Here is an 18,190-nt window from a genome sequence, read left to right as displayed (position 1 = left end):
TCCATACCGAGTTTGTAGAATAAACAATCACTATTCTTGGAAGAAAGTTCTACAGGACCTACAAGAGCGAGGTGTTGAGGAAGTTCTTTTGTTTATTACGGATGGCTTAAAGGGCTGCACATATTGTCTTTTCTCTATCTATCCAGATGCAAAATATCAATCGTACTTCGTCTATATTTCACATAATATATAAAGTCCGTGTTTCTGACAGTGGAGATATTTGTGAAGACTTCAAATTGGTTTATAGCGGTGAGAAAAAAAGCAATTCTAACTTATGTGGAAAATTGGAAAACGATGTAAAAAGTGATAAAATCTTTACAGTAAGACCCCTATATCTTTACATTTTATAGTTTCCAAATTCGATTTGGAGAAGCATCTATTCCACTAATTTAATTGAATCTATTAATATACAGATTAAGAAATATAGTAAACTCAATAAACAATTCCAAACGAAGAATCCCTTTACCCTTTAAAGATTCCCTATCTCCCAGTTTGAGAATCATAACTAGCTTACATGTTGCCATTAAGGGTTTGATCAAGTTCTATCAGATCTGATCGAGATGTTCAAAGAAAAAATAAATGAACGACTATAAGAAAATATCTTTATTTTTTTTGATGATACTTTAAACAATGACATGGTTTTTAATAAGATTTGATGATGTCAAGATTGGGATTATACAAAATAAAGAGTATTGAACTTTTATGAAGGGAAAAGGAATAAAAACATTTATGAATGATAGGTATTCTAATATTCAAAGAAGATAACAAGGACTAGGATAGGCTTTATATATATAGATTAAAAGTTATTGACATAGGCATAAATAGGTGGTAATTTTAGCTTATATAATTCGTTATAAAGAACAGATAGTTCTCGAAATAGTACGATAATATTCTTTATTCATACGTTGAGGGAGATACGCTTATCTAAAGATTTTGAACACAAATAACTCAAAGGCGGTTGCCTGAGTCGATAAAGAAAGGGTAAATGTTAATGCCTTTATTTCAAATGAAAGAAATATGGACACCTCTAAAATTAGTTGGGGTTAAGTTTTTTAGGTCAGATGATAGAAGTATTTTCATCAAGGTTTTTAACAAACATCGAAGGAAGATAAAGTAATAGTGAATGGTGATGAACTTTGAACTTACATTTTTTTCGAATTTAATGGACTGAAAATAATTGTCACCCTATGAGTATTCTACTGAAATTACATAGAAATCTAGAACGAAACAATATATTAGTACTCTATGAAATTTATATACATAACAAAGTAAGCAGGGGGAAAACATGAGTGCTATAACCGGTATTTATCATTTGAATGAAGAGCCTGTAAATCTCCAGTATGGTCGTAATCTAATGACGGCTTTACAGAAATACCCTGCTGATTCTATCCAAATATGGCATTCAGAAAAGGTTTTTCTCGGTTGCCACGCTCAATGGATTACTCCTGAATCTGTAGGTGAACAGCTTCCGTTCCACGATCCTGAAAGGCAGTGTACAATCACCGCTGACGCTATTATTGATAATCGTGAAGAATTATTCGACAAACTACATATTAGTAAAATAGATAGAAGTATTCTAACTGATAGTCAACTTATTCTATTAAGTTATCAAAAATGGGGTGAAGAAACTCCTAAGCATTTAATCGGTGACTTTGCATTTATGATTTGGGATCAGAAAAAAAGAAAGTTATTTGGGGCAAGAGATTTCGCAGGGAGTAGAACTCTTTATTATCACAAAAATCATGAGAAATTTGCTTTTTGTACAACTATTGAACCTCTTCTTAAATTACCATATATCGAAAAAAAACTGAATGAGCAGTGGTTAGCGGAGTTTTTAGCAATTCCAGGGATGAATGATACTGTAGATGCTTTTTCGACAGTCTATAAACATATAGATCAAATACCTCCCTCCCATACAATATCAATAGTAGAAAATAAAGTAATGCTTTCGAGATATTGTTCCGTGGTAAATAGTGAGAAATTGCACTTGAAATCAAATAACGAATACGAAGAGGCTTTTAGAGATGTTTTTCAAAGAGCAGTTACTTCGAGATTACGTACACACCGTAAAGTGGGAGCCAATTTAAGCGGTGGATTGGATTCAGGATCGGTTGTCAGCTTTGCTGCAAATACCCTCCGAAACCAAAACAAAAAATTATATACCTTTAGCTCTATCCCTATTGATGAATTTGATGATTGGACCCCAAAACAACGATTAGCAGATGAGAGACCACTTATTAAATCTACAGTTAATCATGTTGGAAATATCAATGCTAGGTATTTAAAGTTTGAAGGCCAAAGCTCATTATCAGTACTAGATGATTGGCTAGAAATAATGGAAATGCCCTATAAGTTTTTTGAAAATTCTGTCTGGGTGAAGGGGATATATGAAGAGGCTAACAAGCTTGGAATAGGAGTATTGTTAAACGGTGCAAGGGGAAATTTTTCAATTTCTTGGGGACCGACTTTTGATTACTATGCCTTATTATTAAGAAAAATGAGATGGATCCGCCTTTATCATGAAGTAAATTCTTATAGCAAAAATATGGGAGTAAAAAGATCGAGAGTAATGAAAGTGATTGGAAAAAAGGCTTATCCTTTTCATCCTAATATCAAAGCAAATAATCAAGATGATTCGCCATTATTAATTAATGATGATTTTGCTCGGAGAACTAAAGTTTTTTCTAAACTAGAGGAACAAGGAATCAATATAATGGGCGTTAATCCTACAAATATTAATGAGATTAGGAAAAATCACTTTGGTTATCTGAATATGTGGAATACAACGGGAACAAGTGGAACTAAATTATCCTTGCTGTATTCATTACAGGGACATGACCCTACGAATGATTTACGAGTTATTCAATTTTGTTTATCCCTTCCTTTGGAACAATTTGTGCAGAATGGTTTAGATCGATCACTCATTAGACGATCCACAAAAGGGTATTTGCCTGATGACATTAGATTAAACCAGAAAACTCGGGGAGTTCAGGGTGCAGATACCATTGCTAGAATGCTCCCAAACTGGAATGCATTTATTGGTGAAGTGGAACAGCTTAGTCAGGATCCGTTTATAGCTAATTTTTTGAATATGGGAGCAATTAAGAAGGCACTTAACAAGTTTCGCACAGAACCCCAGCCTAATGTTGCCTTTGATTCTGAATTTAGAATTTTAATGAGAGGATTAATTGTTTATCGTTTTCTTAAAAGGCTAAGTTTATGATGATGGTTGAAAAAAGAGAATCAACCATATAGTTTAACAGAGCCTATTAAATAACCTCATTGAAGGGAGGTGACAAAAATGAAAAAAGAATGGCAAACTCCAAAATTAGAAGTACTTAACATTAACATGACTATGGGAGGTCCTGGTATAACCATCCCTGATGGTGTGCAGAATGATCCAGATGAAATGGTTCACCATAGTTAATTAAAGATTTGATTGTTTTCCCCTAGTAATAATTGCTCTTATACAGTTTTTAAGGTATAAGGGCTTTGATTAATTTTTCTAGTATTTGGAGTGAAAGAGATGGTAGAGATTGTACAAAATTTAGGTTATAGAGCTTTCGGATTGAACCTTTTTAGTGAAATACCCCTTCCTGAAGTACCCAGACTCGGAATTTCCAAGGACATGACCGATGTGGAAATTGAATACGGGGATTTATCAGAGCTTTGGGAGAAGCAAGTTCTTTTGCCAAAACAAAAATATGTTGTTGAGGATCATATGGTTATGTTTCAAGTTCCCGGCATTGCCATATTTAAGATTCAAGAAGGAAAGAAAATTACCGTTTCACCTATATCAAATTCTGATGAGGATCAAATTCGACTATATATTCTTGGAACATGTATGGGGATTATCTTACTTCAGAAAAAAGTGATACCTTTACATGGAAGTGCAGTAAATATCAATGGGAAGGCATATGCGTTCGTTGGTGATTCAGGAGCTGGAAAATCAACACTTGCTGCCGCTTTTTTAAAAGAAGGATTTCAGCTTTTAAGTGATGATATTCTGCCAATTTCTCTTTCAAAAGAAAATATACCCTTTATAACACCCACATACCCTCAACAAAAACTTTGGCAAGAAAGTTTGAATGCATTTGGAATGGATAATCTAGATTACCAGCCTTTGTTTGAAAGGGAAACAAAATACGCAATTCCAATTACCTCTAGCTTTTCAAATGAACCCTTACCTCTAGTAGGTGTGTTTGAATTAGTAAAAACAGAACATGGAGAAGTTACCATTCAAAAACTAAATCAATTAGAACGATTCCGAACTTTGTATTATCATACTTATCGAAATTTTCTGGTTCCCCGGTTAGGCTTGATGGAGTGGCATTTTACTGAATCAGTCAATATTGTAAAAAAAATTCAAATGTATCAATTACAACGACCTAACACAGGTTTTACAGTAAATCATCTTGTATCTCAAATATTAGAAAATATAAACGAGGAGGATTCTTTATTTTGAAAACACAACAAATTACGTTAGAAAAAGCAATTGTACAAAGAGAGGGTAACATCTCAAGTGACATGGATGGAGAAAAAGTGATGTTAAGTGTTCAAAAAGGAAAGTATTATAATTTAGGTGAATTGGGTGGAGAAATATGGGATCTAATGAAGGAGCCCATTACGATACATGAGTTAGTTACAACATTACAGTCTCAATATGATGTAGCTCAAACCGAGTGTGAGGAACAAGTCACGGACTTTATAAATCAATTGTTAGAGCACGGCCTAGTTAAAATAGAAGATAGAATCAATTCCTAGTATCATGAATTTCTAGCTCTAGGAGGAAACAATGAATATCATAAAGAAAGCTCGTATTTTTCTTCGATTGAATTATAAAACAAAGCTGCTGCTTATTGAGGCCTTTTTACATTTAGGTAGAGCCCGTTTTCTTAAGAGTATCTCATTTTCAAAAGTTGCTCCTTCACTAGGTGAACAAATGAAAGAGACATCATATACCTCCAATTCATCGAATAAAGTGGTTTTAGCCAGTATATCGCGAGCTATTCATATAATGAGCCGCTATACTTTTTGGGAAAGCCAATGCCTAGTAAAGGCAATGGCTGGTATGAAAATGCTGGAGAAAAGAAATATTGATTGTACTCTTTATTTAGGGACAGCTAAAGATGAGAATGGAGAACTCATTGCACATGCTTGGCTACGTAGCGGTCCTTTTTATATAACCGGTGCTGAAGTGATGGATAGGTTCACGGTCGTTTCTAAGTTCGCTAAAGAGAACAATGTTGAAAAGCTGGAAGAACAAGAATCTAGTTAACGTTCTCGATACCTATGTTAACAAGGGGAACGTTTAACTAGATTTCCTCCAGAAACGGTTGTTAATAATAGAAAGTATATAAAGAAACAAATCTCTATTTCTACGAATCACCAACCCCATTCTTATTCTATTATATCCATTAGGTAGAAGTGTTTATAAACCTACAATGTGCCCCAATACCTTTCCTTCAAATGTCGTAATTCAGCAATATGGCAAAATGCTATGTAGACATTCGGGATAAAAAAGAAACAAGCTCTGTGATAGGAGGATATGATTTTGAAGCATCTCTTGCATTTTACCAAGCGGATACATGATTATTCTGGGAAAATTCTATATATCAATCTTATTTGTATGATTTTAATAGGTTTATTAGAGAGTGTAGGAATTTTCTTATTAATCCCGTTGATTGGATTGACCGGTATTTTAGATATTAGTACAGAGGAAGTTCCTTTTTTAAGTTGGGTTAATGAATTATTCATAGGAATTCCTGAAACGATTAGTCTAATATTGATACTGGGAGTTTACGTGTTATTAATGGTTGGACAAAGTATTTTTAAGCGGAATCAAACAATCTTAGGAGTGAAAATCCAACAAGGTTTTATTAGACATTTAAGAGATGAGGCCTATGGAAGCTTGTTGCAAGTAAATTGGGGATTTTACCTGAAAAAGAGAAAATCTGATATCATCAACATCATGACAAATGAAACATTCAATGTTAGTGTGGGAATTAATTTATTCTTACAGTTTTTATCTTCTCTTATTTTTACTTTCATTCAAATCTGTATAGCGCTTTATTTATCTGTTACTATGACTAGTTTTATAATCGTTTTTGGATTGATCCTAATCTTCTTCTCCAGGAAATTTATCAAAAAGTCTCAGTCTTTAGGAAAAGAAACTTTTCAACTAACACAAACATATTTAGCGGGTATTACGGATCACCTTAATGGAATGAAGGATATCAAAAGTAATTCATTAGAAGATTCTCATTTGAGTTGGTTTCTTTCCTTAACTGAAAAAATGGAAAAAAACAGAATTAAGTTAACTACATTAAATACAACTTCTCAAATGATCTTCAAGGTTGTTTCTGCATTTTTAATTGCGATTTTTGTCTTTTTTTCGATAAAGATGTTCATGGCCCAGCCAGCACAATTAATGCTGATAATGGTTATTTTTTCAAGGTTATGGCCAAGGTTTACAAGTATCCAATCTAATTTAGAGCAAATAGGATCTACTCTTCCATCTTTTAAGGCATTGTTAGATTTACAAAATGAATGTAGGAAAGCAAGAGAGTTATATAATTCAGATTATAAAAATATTAAATCTATTGAAATTAAACATGGGCTAGATTGTCGTAATGTCTACTTTAGGTATAATCAAAATGAAAGTACGTATGCACTTAAAAATATAAATGTTCACATACCTTCTAACCGTATGACGGCTATCGTAGGCAGATCAGGAGCCGGAAAAAGTACTTTAATTGATCTTTTAATGGGATTAAATCAACCTGATCGGGGCGAGGTCAGTATTGATGATATCCCACTTACTAGTGATCACTTATTATCACTAAGGAAATCGATTAGTTATATACCTCAGGATCCGTTTCTATTTAATGCAACTATACGGGAAAATTTGATGATTATTGACCCTAATGCAAGCGATGAATCCATTTGGGAGTCTTTAGAGTTCGCTGCAGCTGATGATTTCGTCAGTAAGCTTCCACAAGGTCTAGACACGCTCATTGGTGACCGTGGAGTTCGACTGTCAGGAGGAGAAAGACAGCGACTTGTACTGGCTCGAGCCATATTACGTAAACCATCTATCCTTGTCTTAGATGAGGCAACAAGTGCATTAGATACGGAAAATGAAGCGAAGATCCAAGCCGCTATCGAAAGATTAAAAGGAACCATGACCATTATTGTAATTGCTCATCGGTTATCGACGATTCGTAATGCGGATCAAGTATTGGTAATGGATCAGGGGGAAATCATTCAAGTCGGTGAATATAACCAACTAGCGAGTGAAAAAAGAGGAATGTTTAGCAATTTACTAGGTATCCAAATAGAATCAAGTGTGTAACCTTAAAGTTTAAGAGCAGTCCGCTTGTCAGCCCATTTATAATGGTCTGTTAAGCGGACTGCTCTTTTTAGTGAAGACTAAAACAAAAATGTGCAAAAGATAGGTATTGAATACGAGTAAGACTAATGATTCACATGGAAAATATTGTAGGGAAAAGACGATAAATATTATTAAACACATGATAACCTTTTATGTATAATTAACCTTATTAGCGTATTAAAGCGGAAGTTTTCAAAAAATATTAAAGGTGAATATCGACTTATATAACGGTAAAGCAACAAGCCTAATGTCTACAAAAAGGAAAAGTCGGAATGGCTTCTTCAAAGTATTAATTTATTCTTGAGAAGGGCAAAACCTATTGAAAAGTAGGGACGCAAAATTACAGGTCTAAGGCAATGCAAAGTCGGTGAGCACTTAAGATTTTTAAGAAGACATTTAAATTACTTACTAATTGAAATTTTGTAGGAAATTGTAATAAAGTAATTAATAGTTACCTATTAACAATTGTTAACTTATTAAGTATAATTAATCTCAATCTAAAAATTGATAAGTAAAGGCGCAAAACCACAGGTCTAAGGTATTTGCTAGGATGGCTGGGTTACCTTAAAAAGGATGAAATGAATTTATACATTAATTCAAATGAGAGAAATCTGGACACCCATTAAAGGCTTTCAGATAATGGAAGTTTCTTTATCATGGTTTTTAACCACCATCGTAAGAAGATTATGTGAAATTTTCAATACTCTTGAGAAGGGCAAACCTATTGAAAAGTAGGGACGCAAAATTACAGGTCTAAGGCTATGCTAAGACGGCTGTGTTACCACAAATAGGGTGAAAAAGAAGATATGCAGAAAAAAATGGATGCAGAATGGATTAATTTAATTTTGGAAGCAAAAAGTGTAGGGGTTTCCATTCAAGAAGTGCGAGAGTTTATTCAGAATGAACAGAACTTGAATAATCAACCCCATAAGAATTGGAAGTAGGAAAACAAAAAGATATTTAGATACTATGAAGGGCTGTTATTCAGCCTTTTTTTTATGAACTGGATTCTACTGTTTTCTTTCTTATAACTTAAAATCTTGCGGATGAAGCGATCTGCTATCAACAAAATTAGTCTTTTGCGCGAGCTGATATCTAAGAGTTTCTAATAGATTAGCACAATATATTGTTAGTTCCCTATAGTATTGTTCGGAAATTGTAAGTACCAATATTTCTATAGAATATTCGGATATAATTAGATATTTTTCCTGACTAAAATGTTCCGGCTCTAAGACTTTTCAACAAGTAGTAAAATATTTAATGAAAAATTAGGATAATAAGTATATAGTACTATTGTAAGCGTTTTCTTATTGGATTAATATGAAGAAGGTAGTGAGTACAAAGAAGTGGTATTATTTTAAATAAAAAGAGAAGATAATTCTTTTTGTGATACATAATAGGGTAATTGGTATATTGGAATATTTTGAATTAATGTATTTTGTATGATTTATAGTAGACTAGAAAGTGACGAATAGATATAAATGCCCAACAAAGAAACAGTGAATAAAACAGTTAATATTTTTGTATATTTGACGATACTACAATATAAAGAAAAAGCTAAAAGGGCTTCGCGAAGGCGATGTCAAGCTGCCATCAAAATACAAGGAGAATTTGATGACAAAAAATAAATATATTACGTTCGAGGAAGTTTATGAAAAGAAAGAAAGAAGCAAGAAAATTTTTATTGGGTCTTATATTACTATTACTTTAATCTTGATTTCTTTATTGACTTTTTTTCTTGGTCGATCATAAGGGTGTTTATCAAATAGGGCTGAGAGATCAGTCCTTTTTGATTTCTTTTTCTTTTGTTTTTTACACCTAATGAACTACATATTTTCAGCTGATGATATTAATAATCCGTCAGTTATGAACTTTTTGTGATCATTCTATTAATATTTCTTTAAAAATTCTGATTTTACCCTTTTTGAATTTATTTCCGCTTGCCAATACACTTTTTATATGTGATTATCAATTAAAAGAGCTATATTCCTTATTTTAGAAAAATAGGTTTAGTACAACTGTTTTACATAGTGGCTCTATTCAAATTGGAGTGGATATTCTAATGGATTTTATTGATATATTAATAGATACGTATACAAAAGGCGAGTTTCAGCAGGATGTTACAGTAAATGATCTTGTGGAAGATCTTAAGGAAAAACTAAGCGGTATCATTGAGGAACATGATAGAATATGATCCGTAAGTTCCGTAAGTGGTTAATCCCAGCTTTGTTCGTTTTATGGGCCATGTTAATCTTCTTTTTTTCCTCACAGACGTATGAGGAGCAAAGGATTTCTCCCTTTTTAGGACAGTTAAATACCCCGTTTTTGTATGAAAAACTCGGTGGTATTTCATTTATGTATGGTGGGCTTGAGGTGAGTGTTCATACAGCTGGAGTGGCTGGATTTTTGGAGTTTTTTATTCGAAAGGGTGCCCATCTTATTATCTTTTTTGTGTTCGGTTTTTTGACGATTAGTGTTTGGCGCACTTTTGTAAAAAACGGCGTTATTTCGTCTTTAGGTGCTCTTTTGTGTGTCCTTTTTTATGCTAGTGCGGACGAACTGCATCAAAAATTCACAGGTGGACGTACCCCCTTGTGGCAGGATGTTATGCTTGATACATTTGGTGGATTACTAGGTATTTTATGCTTTCTTATAATAAATCGACGGCGAAAGCGTCATTCAATGATTTCCCTTTATATTTCAACTCCTTATAAATAAGAAATCTCCCCTGAAACCGTACCCATACAATACTTAAGAAGTATGTCTAATAACATGCTTCTTTTTTATCGTTTATCCCATATATATTATAGCAATGACCTTTGTGAAGGTGATGAAAGATGAAAAGACAAAATAAGAGTCCAAAAGGAATATTGGCAAGTATGCTCCTAGTTTTAGCTGTAGGAGGTTGTATCTTTTTTCTTTGGCCGAGTGGCCCTGTACGCTTGGTGGAGGATTTTTATGAGTATGAGAGTGGGGCGGAGTTCGGGAAATCATGGGATTTATTAAGTTCTGAAATGAAGCTGCGGTTCCCGAATCGAGGTGATTATGTGCAAAATCGGGCCCATGTTTTTATGTCGCATATGGAAGTGGAAACCTTTCAGTATGATGTAGGGCGATCAAAGAAAGTGAAGAACTGGAGCCTGGCTAAGGATGGAAAAGTGCATAAAACTGCCTATATGATTCCTGTAACACAGGTCTTCGATTCTCGCTTTGGCGTGTTTACAATAGAACAGGATTGCTATGTGGTAAAGGAAAAAGACGAATGGCGTTTGTTATGGGATTATCGTTTTGAATAGATTCCTCTCCTTTTTCGAGGTTTAAGATTCTTTTAATTATTGAAAATGGAGAGGGTATATACCTAGGAAATCAACAGTTTTCCTTCTCATGAAACATATTTCATTTTAGAGCGATCACTGATGGCTTTCAGAATAAACATTTTGTCCTGTTTGCTTAGCATTGTCCAACTACCTGCCTTGATTTTCATACAATTCACTCCTTTTATGATTGTTATAGAATATGAAGGATATTTAACATAATTTCGTGTCCAAAGAATAATAGTGTCTAGTGATAAAAAAGGTTCAAGTAGAAGAAAGGAATATTCAACTCATACTAGATTATACCGTCTTTTTGCGCCTAATAAACAACAAAGATTCCAACAAATCTCTACAATTGATGTCCGTTTTTTGTCAGAATATTGGACGAAGAAAATGAAAAAGCTGTCTGGATGCGGGTCCAGACAGCTTTTTTATTATTTATTATTTTATGGCTAAATGTTCTTTTAATTCGGTTTGAACTTTTTCTTGTTCTTCTTCCGACACAATATAATAGTAGATTCCGTCGATTTTCGTTCCAGTGCCATTAATGGATGATTCGGAAATGTCTTTGCTTGCGGCCCGGTAGTTCTTTTGGATGTCCATCATGTCATCAAACGTCAAATTTGTCTGAATATTTTTACTTAGTGCACCGAAAACTTCATCGTATTTCGTCAAGGATGAAATGCTTGCGCCTTCCTTGATAACAGCCTCGATAATGGAGCGTTGTCTGGATTGACGGCCAAAATCACCATTCGGATCATCATGTCTCATTCGTGCATAACTTAGCGCATCTTTCCCATTAAGGGTAAGCGTACCTTTTGCGAAATGAACACCATCAGAGCTGAAGTCCAAATTATTTTGCACAGTCACACCGCCGACAGCGTCAACGATATCCTTAAAGCCTTCCATATTGATCTTCATATAGTAGTCAATCGGAATATCGAGGAAGTTCTCGACAGTATCCATTGACATTGCCGCGCCGCCAAATGCATACGCGTGGTTGATTTTATCCTGTGTACCGTGTCCGACAATCTCGGTGCGTGTATCACGCGGGATGCTCAGCATTTTAACCGATTTCTTTTGTGGATTAACGGTTAAGACGATCATTGTATCAGAACGGCCTCTGTCGCCATCTCGTTCATCGACACCGAGCATGAGTATAGAAAAGGGCTCCTGATCTGATAGGGCAAGGTCCTTAGTTCGTTTATCCGTGTTACGGTCTATGGGCGTATGCATCGTTTCTACAGTTTTTGTTAGGGCATTCCATACGGAGAAGGCAAAGGCCCCACCGCCTAATATAATAAGAAGGACGACAATTCCGACTACTTTCAGCCATGTCCGTTTCTTTTTCTTCTTTTTTTCGTTTCTCATATCTTACTTCCTTCCTCGTTTTGTAATCACTTAGTCTATTATATTTAATTTCAGTTTAAAAGAATAGTTTATTTTGTTATTTTATAATACCTTTGACAATTTTTGGTGTTACTGTGTACTATGTAACTAACACAGTGGTGAAGGGGTTGAGAAGTTGAATTCATTTAAAGGTTTAATGAAAAAGGAGTGGCTGATTGGGAAAAATGCTCTGCTCTGGCTGTTGGTTGTACAGGGGGGGTTAGTGTTTATTTCTTTTTTAGCATCCAGGTATTGGGAAGTTGCAGGTCTTTTTTATATGTGCACATGGTTGATCATGATTATGCAACCGTTTATTATGGTCTCTCTGATTTTTGGATGTTTGAATTCTGACGGGAAGACACAGTTATGGATTTACAATCCTCAGTCGTCGGCAATTTTGCTTGGAAGTAAATTATTGACGAGTGTTCTGTTTCAAATGGTTTCGATTATTTTTTCCTCCTGTCTTATTTTTGTGGCATCGACGATACCGGTGAGTTATTTTCAGGCAGACTTTCAGGTGGAAAATAAGTTGGGAATAATGGGCTTACTTAAGATAGACGCGTTTATGTTAACAGTTAGTATTTTAATTGCCGTGTTTTTACTGTTTTTATGGGTGGTATATCATGCGCTCGCCCGGTTTCATTCTATTAAACATCTTCGTTGGCTGTTTGTTTCTGTTCTATGTTTAGGGATAATTATGCTTCGGGATAGTATTGTGAATACGGCCTTTTATCAGAAGCTAGATGAAATATGGTTAATACCTGCGATGAGTGGTTCTTCAATGAATATGTCTGAATTCAAGTTGGAGCTTTATCTAGAAGGCGGGGGGAATATTTCACTTTTAACAAGCGGGTTGGATGTTATTGGATTAGTGCTATTGTTTCTCGCGGCATGTTGGCTGCTAGACCGAAAGATTGAGGTGTGATTGATGTCAGAGGATTTTCATGCATCAAAACCAATTTATTTACAAGTAGCCGATCGAATTTGTTATTCGATTGTGCGTGGCGAGATAAAAAGCGGCGAAAAACTGCCATCTGTTCGCGAAATGGCTGTTGAGATGGGGGTCAATCCGAATACGATTCAGCGTACTTACGCCGAGATTGAGAGGGATGGAATTGTGGAGACGAGAAGGGGGCAAGGTACATTCGTTAAAAATGATCCGGAGTTGATTGCTTCACTGCGTACCCGGATTCAAACAGAAGTTATTGAAACGTTCGTTGAAAACATGAAAGAAATCGGCTTGTCCAGAACAGAAATGTTGGCAGCAGTACAACAATTTTTGATGAAGCAGGGGGAAGCAGAATGATAATTGAACTGCGTGAAATAACGAAAAAGTATGGAAGCGTCGTTGCCCTGGATAATGTTTCGCTCACGTTTGAAGTGGGGAAGATTTACGGGGTGTTAGGAGCGAATGGAAGCGGTAAGTCGACCTTGCTCAAGCTGATTGCTGGTCTGGCGAAACCGGATCATGGTGTTGTGACGGTCGAAGGAGTGGCGGTGAGCAGGAGGATTGCCTCGGCAGTCTCTTATCTAACTGAGATTGATTTTTTCTATCCTAATTTTACGGTGGGTCAGTATATTGATTTTCATGCATCGCAGTTTGCTGATTTTAATCGGGATAAGGCAATCGAAATGCTGGCATTCATGAAGTTGGATGTCCGGAAGAAGGTACGCTCGCTGTCGAAAGGTAATCGGGGTCGGCTTAAATTAGTGCTCGCTCTGTCACGGGATGCTCCGGTCGTGCTATTAGATGAACCATTTTCAGGGTTGGATGTTATGGTCCGCGAGTCGATTGTACGTAGTTTGCTGTCTTATATCGATTTTGAAAAGCAAACGGTCATCATCACGACTCATGAAATTGAGGAAATCGAGAAAATTCTAGATGAAGTCATTCTGATTAAGGATGGGAAGATCATGGCCAAGGAAAATGTCGAGGACCTTCGCGAAAGTAGTGGGAAATCGGTGGTCGGGTGGTTGAAGGGACATCATAGGTAATTATGAAGGGAAAATAATCAAGTAGCTTCGGAAAAGTTTTCCGAGGTTTTTTTGTTTGAAAAAGAGAAGGCCTTTGAATCTAATTAAAATAGATTACTTTAAAATGGGCGATTAGCAAAGTCACTATTAGAAAGAAGGCGCATATATATGCAGTACGGATAGCATTAAAGTATAAATAACTATTGGAGGCTAAAGGAAAAATGACAATTTCAAATGAAAGTAATTCAACTGAAAACACATTAAACGAGAGTAGTTCGACTGAAAGCTCATCAAACGAGAGTAGTTCGACTGAAAGCTCATCAAACGAGAGTAGTTCGGCTGAAAGCTCATCCGATGAAGGTGAGTGATTCTCGAGAAAATTCTTGATGAAGTCATTCTGATTAAGGATGGCCAGATCATCGCCAAGGAAAATGTCGAGGACCTCCGCGAAAGTAGTGGAAAATCGGTGGTCGGGTGGCTGAAGGGATATCATAGGTAAATTGTATGACTCCAAATTAGTATTTGGAGTTTTTTCGTATTGGTTGCATCTAAAAAAAACCAAGAGAATGTATCGAATAATAAAGGAAAGACCGATACCGTGAAAGTGAGTAGTTAAGGTGAACAACTCAAAAGGTGGTGTGTTTGCTAAATTAACGGTAAAGGGGAAAAGAGTGACATCTTCCATTAAGCAACTCGGTAAAAAATCAGGAAAGGTCTATGTGACATTTACAAAATCCGGGCAAAAGGAAAGTGCCCGTGTGCTAATTTCATAGTATGAAGGGAAAATAATCAAGTAGCTTCGGGAAAGTTTCCGAGGTTATTTTTTTGTTTGCAAGGAGAAAGCATTTGAATCTAAAAGATTCACCAAAATATTTCTAGGGTGAACGACGATTTCTTTAAAATGGGTGATTAGCAGAGTCCGTATTAGAAAGGAGGCGCATATATATGCAGTACGGATATCATTAAAGTATAAATAACTATTGGAGGCTAAAGGAAAAATGGCAGAGAATGTTAGTTTACCGTACCTTGACGCTTTGAAAGGTAAATTTGTGAAGGTGTTTAAAGGCGGGCCGGATTCTAGAGAAGGCAAGCTATTAGAAGTGAAGGACGATTATATTGTTCTTCAAACAGAAGATAATCAATTAGTTTATTATGCCAGTCAGTATTTGAAAATGGTAATCGGGCAAGCGAGAAAATCAGGTGTTGATGTATTACCGGTAGATGAAGCGCGTGTTTTTCCAAATACTTATTTGGGATTATTGGAAACACTTGTTGGTAGCTCCATTAAAGTGAATGGTGGAGGGCCGGAATCAAAGATTGGCCGGGTTTTAGATGCAAAAGAGGAGTTTTTAGTGTTATCCACCGAGAAGGACGGGCTTGTCGTATTCCCGTTTTCAAACGTTAAAAATGTAACCATCTTGGAAAGCCAATCTAATGATGATTCATCTGAGGTTACCTTTTCTGGTGCAATTACACTTAATGACGTCCTATCCTTGCTTATCCACAACTGGGTTTCGATTAATACCGGCGGACCTGAAAAGGTAGACGGAGTACTGGTTGAAGTGGCTGACGAGCACGTCATTGTTGTTAAAAATGAAGAAATATTTTATGTTACCACCGAACAAATCAAAGTTTTGTCCTTAGCAAAGGATGAGGATGAAAATAGTTCAAACAACGACTCAACAGAAAACAGTAATTCAAATGAAGGATCAACAGAAAACAGTAATTCAAATCAGAACTCATCAGAAAACGGTAATTCAAATGAAGGATCAACAGAAAACAGTAATTCAAATGAAGGATCAACAGAAAACAGTAATTCAAATCAGAACTCATCAGAAAACGGTAATTCAACAGAGAGCTCATCATACGAAAGTGATACAACAGAAAGTTCATCATACGAAAGTGATACAACAGAAAGCTCATCATATGAAAGTGATACAACAGAAAGCTCATCATACGAATGTGATACAACAGAAAGCTCATCATACGAAAGTGATACAGCTGAAAGCTCATCATACGAATGTGATACAACAGAGAGCTCATCATACGAAAGTGATACAACAGAAAGCTCATCATACGAAAGTGACACAACTGAGAGTTCATCATACGAAAGTGGTACAGAAGAAAGCTCACCATACGAAAGTGGAACAACTGAAAGCTCAGAAGAAGAAGGTACAACAGAAAGCTCATCAGAAGAAGGCAATCCAACAGAAAGCCCATCAGAAGAAGGCAATCCAACAGAAAGCTCATCAGAAGAAAGCAATCCAACAGAAAGCCCATCAGAAGAAAGCAATCCAACAGAAAGCCCATCAGAAGAAGGTAATCCAACAGAAAGCTCATCAGAAGAAGGCAATCCAACAGAAAGTTCATCGGATGAAAGTAGTTCAAATGAAAGCTCATCAGAAGAAGGCAATCCAACAGAAAGCTCATCAGAAGAAAGCAATCCAACAGAAAGCTCATCAGAAGAAGGTAATCCAACAGAAAGCTCATCAGAAGAAGGCAATCCAACAGAAAGTTCATCAGAAGAAAGCAATTCAACAGAAAGCTCATCGGAAGAAGGCAATCCAACAGAAAGCTCATCGGAAGAAAGTAGTTCAACAGAAAGCTCATCGGAAGAAGGCAATCCAACAGAAAGCTCATCAGATGAAAGTAGTTCAATTGAAAGCTCATCGGAAGAAGGCAATCCAACAGAAAGCTCATCAGATGAAAGTAGTTCAACTGAAAGCTCATCAGAAGAAGGCAATTCAAATGAATGCCTTATCGAGGGATTTGGTACAATTGAATTCTCAACAGAAGAAAATAATTTAAATGAAAGTCCAGCTGAGGGTGAAGAGAGTGTCGGTCCTGAGGGTGAAGAGAATGTCGGTCTTGAGGGTGAAGAGAATGTCAGACCTAAGGGGCGTACTCGTCGTGTAAATATATTTAAGCAAATGTGGCTTGAAAATATGATTAAAGCAGCGAATGGTACCTATAAATATAAAAAAGAAGAAGATTGACCATACAGGTACAGCAACTAACAAAGTTGTTGTGCCTTCTTATGAAAAGTGGACATGCCGCTAGTGCTCGTAATGGAAAATGTATTCTATTACTCTTAAAAGTGTAATCCTTTTACTGGATACGAGGAGCGATTTTACTGCGGCTACAAGCGCGTTGATAGTAGTCCACAATGGTATAAATTTAATGCTGTAAAGGTCATCGGGATAGAATTGAGAGATTGAAATGTTGCTTCTCACTGATGAAACCCTAACACAGTTATGACTAATTTCCGAAAAAAATTGGCCAAGCAAGGCGATTCAAATGCAATTTAGCTAAGTGTTCCGGTTACAAAATAAGAAAGGCTTAGTCTTAGTGTTTAACTGACAGTTTTACATCCTGCCTGTGGATGATTTGGACAAAATGGCTTATTGGTGGGATTTGAGTTTTTTAAACAATAAAATAGAAAGGTGGTCACAACTTGTTATCTAAAAATATTGGTCAGTATATTGAACTAGAACTCTCTGGAAATATTCAAGTAGTTGGGATTTTAATAGAAGCAAGTTCGGACATTATTGTCCTGTATACGGGAAAAGTGTACCGCTACATTCCATTAAGGCACATTAAAAATTTTTCCTTTCCAATAACGGATGAGGAGATTGAGATGGGGGTAGATCCAGAAATCAGTGAGACGTCGTTCCGCAAATTGTTGATGAACGCGAAGGGCATGTTTGTTGAAATTTTACTCGCTAAAACAAATCCGGTCTATGGCTATATCGTGGGCATTATGAATAACTACTTTGTCTTTTATTCACCTGTGTTTAAAACGATGTTCATCTCGATGGATCATTTAAAGTGGCTTACAGTTTGTGATGAAGAAAAAGGGCCGTACGGCTTGAACAAAAGTGAACAACTTCTTCAGGTCTCTACTTTAAGCTGGGCACGGACATTAGAGGAACAGTTAAAAAAGTTAACTAATAAACTGGTCGTGCTCAATTTAGGTAGGCATCCGATGGATATTGGGAAAATCAATCATCTGCAAGACAGCATCATTGAGATGGTGAATGCTCAAGGTGATACGGTTTTTGTCAATATGAGACATGTGAAAAGCTTTCATTTTCCTCAATGAAAAAACTCCGGGTCTGGT

Annotated in this window: 20 protein-coding genes, 1 pseudogene and 3 riboswitches; of the genes and pseudogenes, 19 read left to right on the top strand and 2 right to left on the bottom strand. The window is 36.0% G+C overall.

Going from position 1 to position 18,190, the window contains the following annotated elements; genetic code table 11:
* The first annotated feature begins 19 nt into the window (after positions 1–19).
* From JFV29_RS31770 to JFV29_RS19805, 13 genes and pseudogenes are all read left to right on the top strand, one after another.
* On the top strand, positions 20–193 hold the full coding sequence (locus JFV29_RS31770) for a transposase (RefSeq protein ID WP_201187968.1): 174 nt from the start codon (positions 20–22) through the stop codon (positions 191–193).
* A gap of 157 nt (positions 194–350) precedes the next feature.
* Positions 351–455: pseudogene (locus JFV29_RS31765) on the top strand (transposase); the annotation flags it as partial.
* 830 nt (positions 456–1,285) lie between these two features.
* Positions 1,286–3,223: a lasso peptide isopeptide bond-forming cyclase gene (locus tag JFV29_RS19855; RefSeq protein ID WP_201185950.1), complete on the top strand. Its 1,938-nt coding sequence runs from the start codon at positions 1,286–1,288 to the stop codon at positions 3,221–3,223.
* 78 nt (positions 3,224–3,301) lie between these two features.
* Positions 3,302–3,427: a paeninodin family lasso peptide gene (locus JFV29_RS19850; RefSeq protein ID WP_141521422.1), complete on the top strand. Its 126-nt coding sequence runs from the start codon at positions 3,302–3,304 to the stop codon at positions 3,425–3,427.
* Positions 3,428–3,526: 99 nt separating this feature from the next.
* On the top strand, positions 3,527–4,465 hold the full coding sequence (locus JFV29_RS19845; RefSeq protein ID WP_201185949.1) for an aldolase: 939 nt from the start codon (positions 3,527–3,529) through the stop codon (positions 4,463–4,465).
* The gene (locus tag JFV29_RS19840) at positions 4,459–4,764 is read left to right on the top strand and encodes a lasso peptide biosynthesis PqqD family chaperone (RefSeq protein WP_201187964.1); all 306 of its coding nucleotides are present in this window, start codon (positions 4,459–4,461) and stop codon (positions 4,762–4,764) included. Before JFV29_RS19845 ends, JFV29_RS19840 begins: the two co-directional genes overlap by 7 nt.
* 31 nt (positions 4,765–4,795) lie before the next feature.
* Positions 4,796–5,278 carry a lasso peptide biosynthesis B2 protein gene (locus tag JFV29_RS19835; protein WP_201185948.1) on the top strand — a complete coding sequence of 161 codons (483 nt, stop codon included), beginning with the start codon at positions 4,796–4,798 and terminating at the stop codon, positions 5,276–5,278.
* A gap of 276 nt (positions 5,279–5,554) precedes the next feature.
* Positions 5,555–7,354, top strand: a complete 1,800-nt coding sequence (locus JFV29_RS19830; protein ID WP_201185947.1) for an ABC transporter ATP-binding protein — start codon at positions 5,555–5,557, stop codon at positions 7,352–7,354.
* A gap of 337 nt (positions 7,355–7,691) precedes the next feature.
* Positions 7,692–7,772, top strand: a riboswitch (cyclic di-GMP riboswitch).
* A 121-nt stretch (positions 7,773–7,893) separates the two neighbouring features.
* Positions 7,894–7,960: riboswitch (cyclic di-GMP riboswitch) on the top strand.
* A 137-nt stretch (positions 7,961–8,097) separates the two neighbouring features.
* A riboswitch (cyclic di-GMP riboswitch) is annotated at positions 8,098–8,179 on the top strand.
* Between the two features lie 20 nt (positions 8,180–8,199).
* On the top strand, positions 8,200–8,337 hold the full coding sequence (locus JFV29_RS19825; protein ID WP_201185946.1) for an anti-repressor SinI family protein: 138 nt from the start codon (positions 8,200–8,202) through the stop codon (positions 8,335–8,337).
* Positions 8,338–9,007: 670 nt separating this feature from the next.
* Positions 9,008–9,145 carry a hypothetical protein gene (locus JFV29_RS19820; RefSeq protein WP_157444003.1) on the top strand — a complete coding sequence of 46 codons (138 nt, stop codon included), beginning with the start codon at positions 9,008–9,010 and terminating at the stop codon, positions 9,143–9,145.
* 298 nt (positions 9,146–9,443) lie between these two features.
* Positions 9,444–9,587: a hypothetical protein gene (locus JFV29_RS19815; RefSeq protein ID WP_201185943.1), complete on the top strand. Its 144-nt coding sequence runs from the start codon at positions 9,444–9,446 to the stop codon at positions 9,585–9,587.
* Positions 9,584–10,111, top strand: a complete 528-nt coding sequence (locus tag JFV29_RS19810) for a VanZ family protein (RefSeq protein ID WP_201185940.1) — start codon at positions 9,584–9,586, stop codon at positions 10,109–10,111. Before JFV29_RS19815 ends, JFV29_RS19810 begins: the two co-directional genes overlap by 4 nt.
* Positions 10,112–10,230: 119 nt before the next feature.
* On the top strand, positions 10,231–10,689 hold the full coding sequence (locus JFV29_RS19805; protein WP_201185938.1) for a hypothetical protein: 459 nt from the start codon (positions 10,231–10,233) through the stop codon (positions 10,687–10,689).
* A gap of 459 nt (positions 10,690–11,148) precedes the next feature.
* Here the strand turns inward: JFV29_RS19805 and tagU are convergent, their stop codons facing one another.
* Positions 11,149–12,078, bottom strand: coding sequence for a polyisoprenyl-teichoic acid--peptidoglycan teichoic acid transferase TagU (tagU, locus tag JFV29_RS19800; protein ID WP_201185937.1), 930 nt, complete (start codon positions 12,076–12,078; stop codon positions 11,149–11,151).
* A gap of 154 nt (positions 12,079–12,232) precedes the next feature.
* Between tagU and JFV29_RS19795 the strand changes: the two genes are divergently transcribed.
* The 3 genes from JFV29_RS19795 to JFV29_RS19785 are packed head-to-tail and all read left to right on the top strand — an operon-like array spanning position 12,233 to position 14,091.
* Positions 12,233–13,021 carry a hypothetical protein gene (locus JFV29_RS19795; protein WP_201185935.1) on the top strand — a complete coding sequence of 263 codons (789 nt, stop codon included), beginning with the start codon at positions 12,233–12,235 and terminating at the stop codon, positions 13,019–13,021.
* Between the two features lie 3 nt (positions 13,022–13,024).
* Positions 13,025–13,402 (top strand): GntR family transcriptional regulator, encoded by a 378-nt coding sequence (locus JFV29_RS19790; RefSeq protein ID WP_201185932.1) that lies wholly within the window; start codon positions 13,025–13,027, stop codon positions 13,400–13,402.
* Entirely contained in the window at positions 13,402–14,091 is a 690-nt protein-coding gene (locus tag JFV29_RS19785) for an ATP-binding cassette domain-containing protein (protein ID WP_201187962.1), read from the top strand. Before JFV29_RS19790 ends, JFV29_RS19785 begins: the two co-directional genes overlap by 1 nt.
* Positions 14,092–14,170: 79 nt before the next feature.
* On the opposite strand, the gene JFV29_RS19780 is transcribed toward JFV29_RS19785, so the two are convergent.
* Positions 14,171–14,584 (bottom strand): hypothetical protein, encoded by a 414-nt coding sequence (locus JFV29_RS19780; protein WP_201185931.1) that lies wholly within the window; start codon positions 14,582–14,584, stop codon positions 14,171–14,173.
* 103 nt (positions 14,585–14,687) lie between these two features.
* Between JFV29_RS19780 and JFV29_RS19775 the strand changes: the two genes are divergently transcribed.
* From JFV29_RS19775 to JFV29_RS19765, 3 genes are all read left to right on the top strand, one after another.
* On the top strand, positions 14,688–14,843 hold the full coding sequence (locus JFV29_RS19775; protein ID WP_201185930.1) for a hypothetical protein: 156 nt from the start codon (positions 14,688–14,690) through the stop codon (positions 14,841–14,843).
* 225 nt (positions 14,844–15,068) lie between these two features.
* Positions 15,069–17,066 (top strand): hypothetical protein, encoded by a 1,998-nt coding sequence (locus tag JFV29_RS19770; protein ID WP_201185929.1) that lies wholly within the window; start codon positions 15,069–15,071, stop codon positions 17,064–17,066.
* Positions 17,067–17,524: 458 nt separating this feature from the next.
* A complete protein-coding gene (locus JFV29_RS19765; protein ID WP_056528496.1) occupies positions 17,525–18,172 on the top strand; it encodes a hypothetical protein in 648 nt (215 codons plus the stop codon).
* Positions 18,173–18,190: the final 18 nt, after the last annotated feature.

The organism is Peribacillus sp. TH16 (assembly GCF_016651095.1).
Classification (GTDB): Bacteria; Bacillota; Bacilli; order Bacillales; family DSM-1321; genus Peribacillus; species Peribacillus butanolivorans.
This window is presented reverse-complemented; position numbering and strand designations above follow the sequence as displayed.

Excerpts from the sequence above, each read along its gene's own strand:
- JFV29_RS19855 (WP_201185950.1), top strand. The coding sequence starts at position 1,286 with ATGAGTGCTATAACCGGTATTTATCATTTGAATGAAGAGCCTGTAAAT.
- JFV29_RS19850 (WP_141521422.1), top strand. The coding sequence starts at position 3,302 with ATGAAAAAAGAATGGCAAACTCCAAAATTAGAAGTACTTAACATTAAC.
- JFV29_RS19845 (WP_201185949.1), top strand. The coding sequence starts at position 3,527 with ATGGTAGAGATTGTACAAAATTTAGGTTATAGAGCTTTCGGATTGAAC.
- JFV29_RS19835 (WP_201185948.1), top strand. The coding sequence starts at position 4,796 with ATGAATATCATAAAGAAAGCTCGTATTTTTCTTCGATTGAATTATAAA.
- JFV29_RS19825 (WP_201185946.1), top strand. The coding sequence starts at position 8,200 with ATGCAGAAAAAAATGGATGCAGAATGGATTAATTTAATTTTGGAAGCA.
- JFV29_RS19820 (WP_157444003.1), top strand. The coding sequence starts at position 9,008 with ATGACAAAAAATAAATATATTACGTTCGAGGAAGTTTATGAAAAGAAA.
- JFV29_RS19810 (WP_201185940.1), top strand. The coding sequence starts at position 9,584 with ATGATCCGTAAGTTCCGTAAGTGGTTAATCCCAGCTTTGTTCGTTTTA.
- JFV29_RS19805 (WP_201185938.1), top strand. The coding sequence starts at position 10,231 with ATGAAAAGACAAAATAAGAGTCCAAAAGGAATATTGGCAAGTATGCTC.
- tagU (WP_201185937.1), bottom strand. The coding sequence starts at position 12,078 with ATGAGAAACGAAAAAAAGAAGAAAAAGAAACGGACATGGCTGAAAGTA.
- JFV29_RS19790 (WP_201185932.1), top strand. The coding sequence starts at position 13,025 with ATGTCAGAGGATTTTCATGCATCAAAACCAATTTATTTACAAGTAGCC.
- JFV29_RS19770 (WP_201185929.1), top strand. The coding sequence starts at position 15,069 with ATGGCAGAGAATGTTAGTTTACCGTACCTTGACGCTTTGAAAGGTAAA.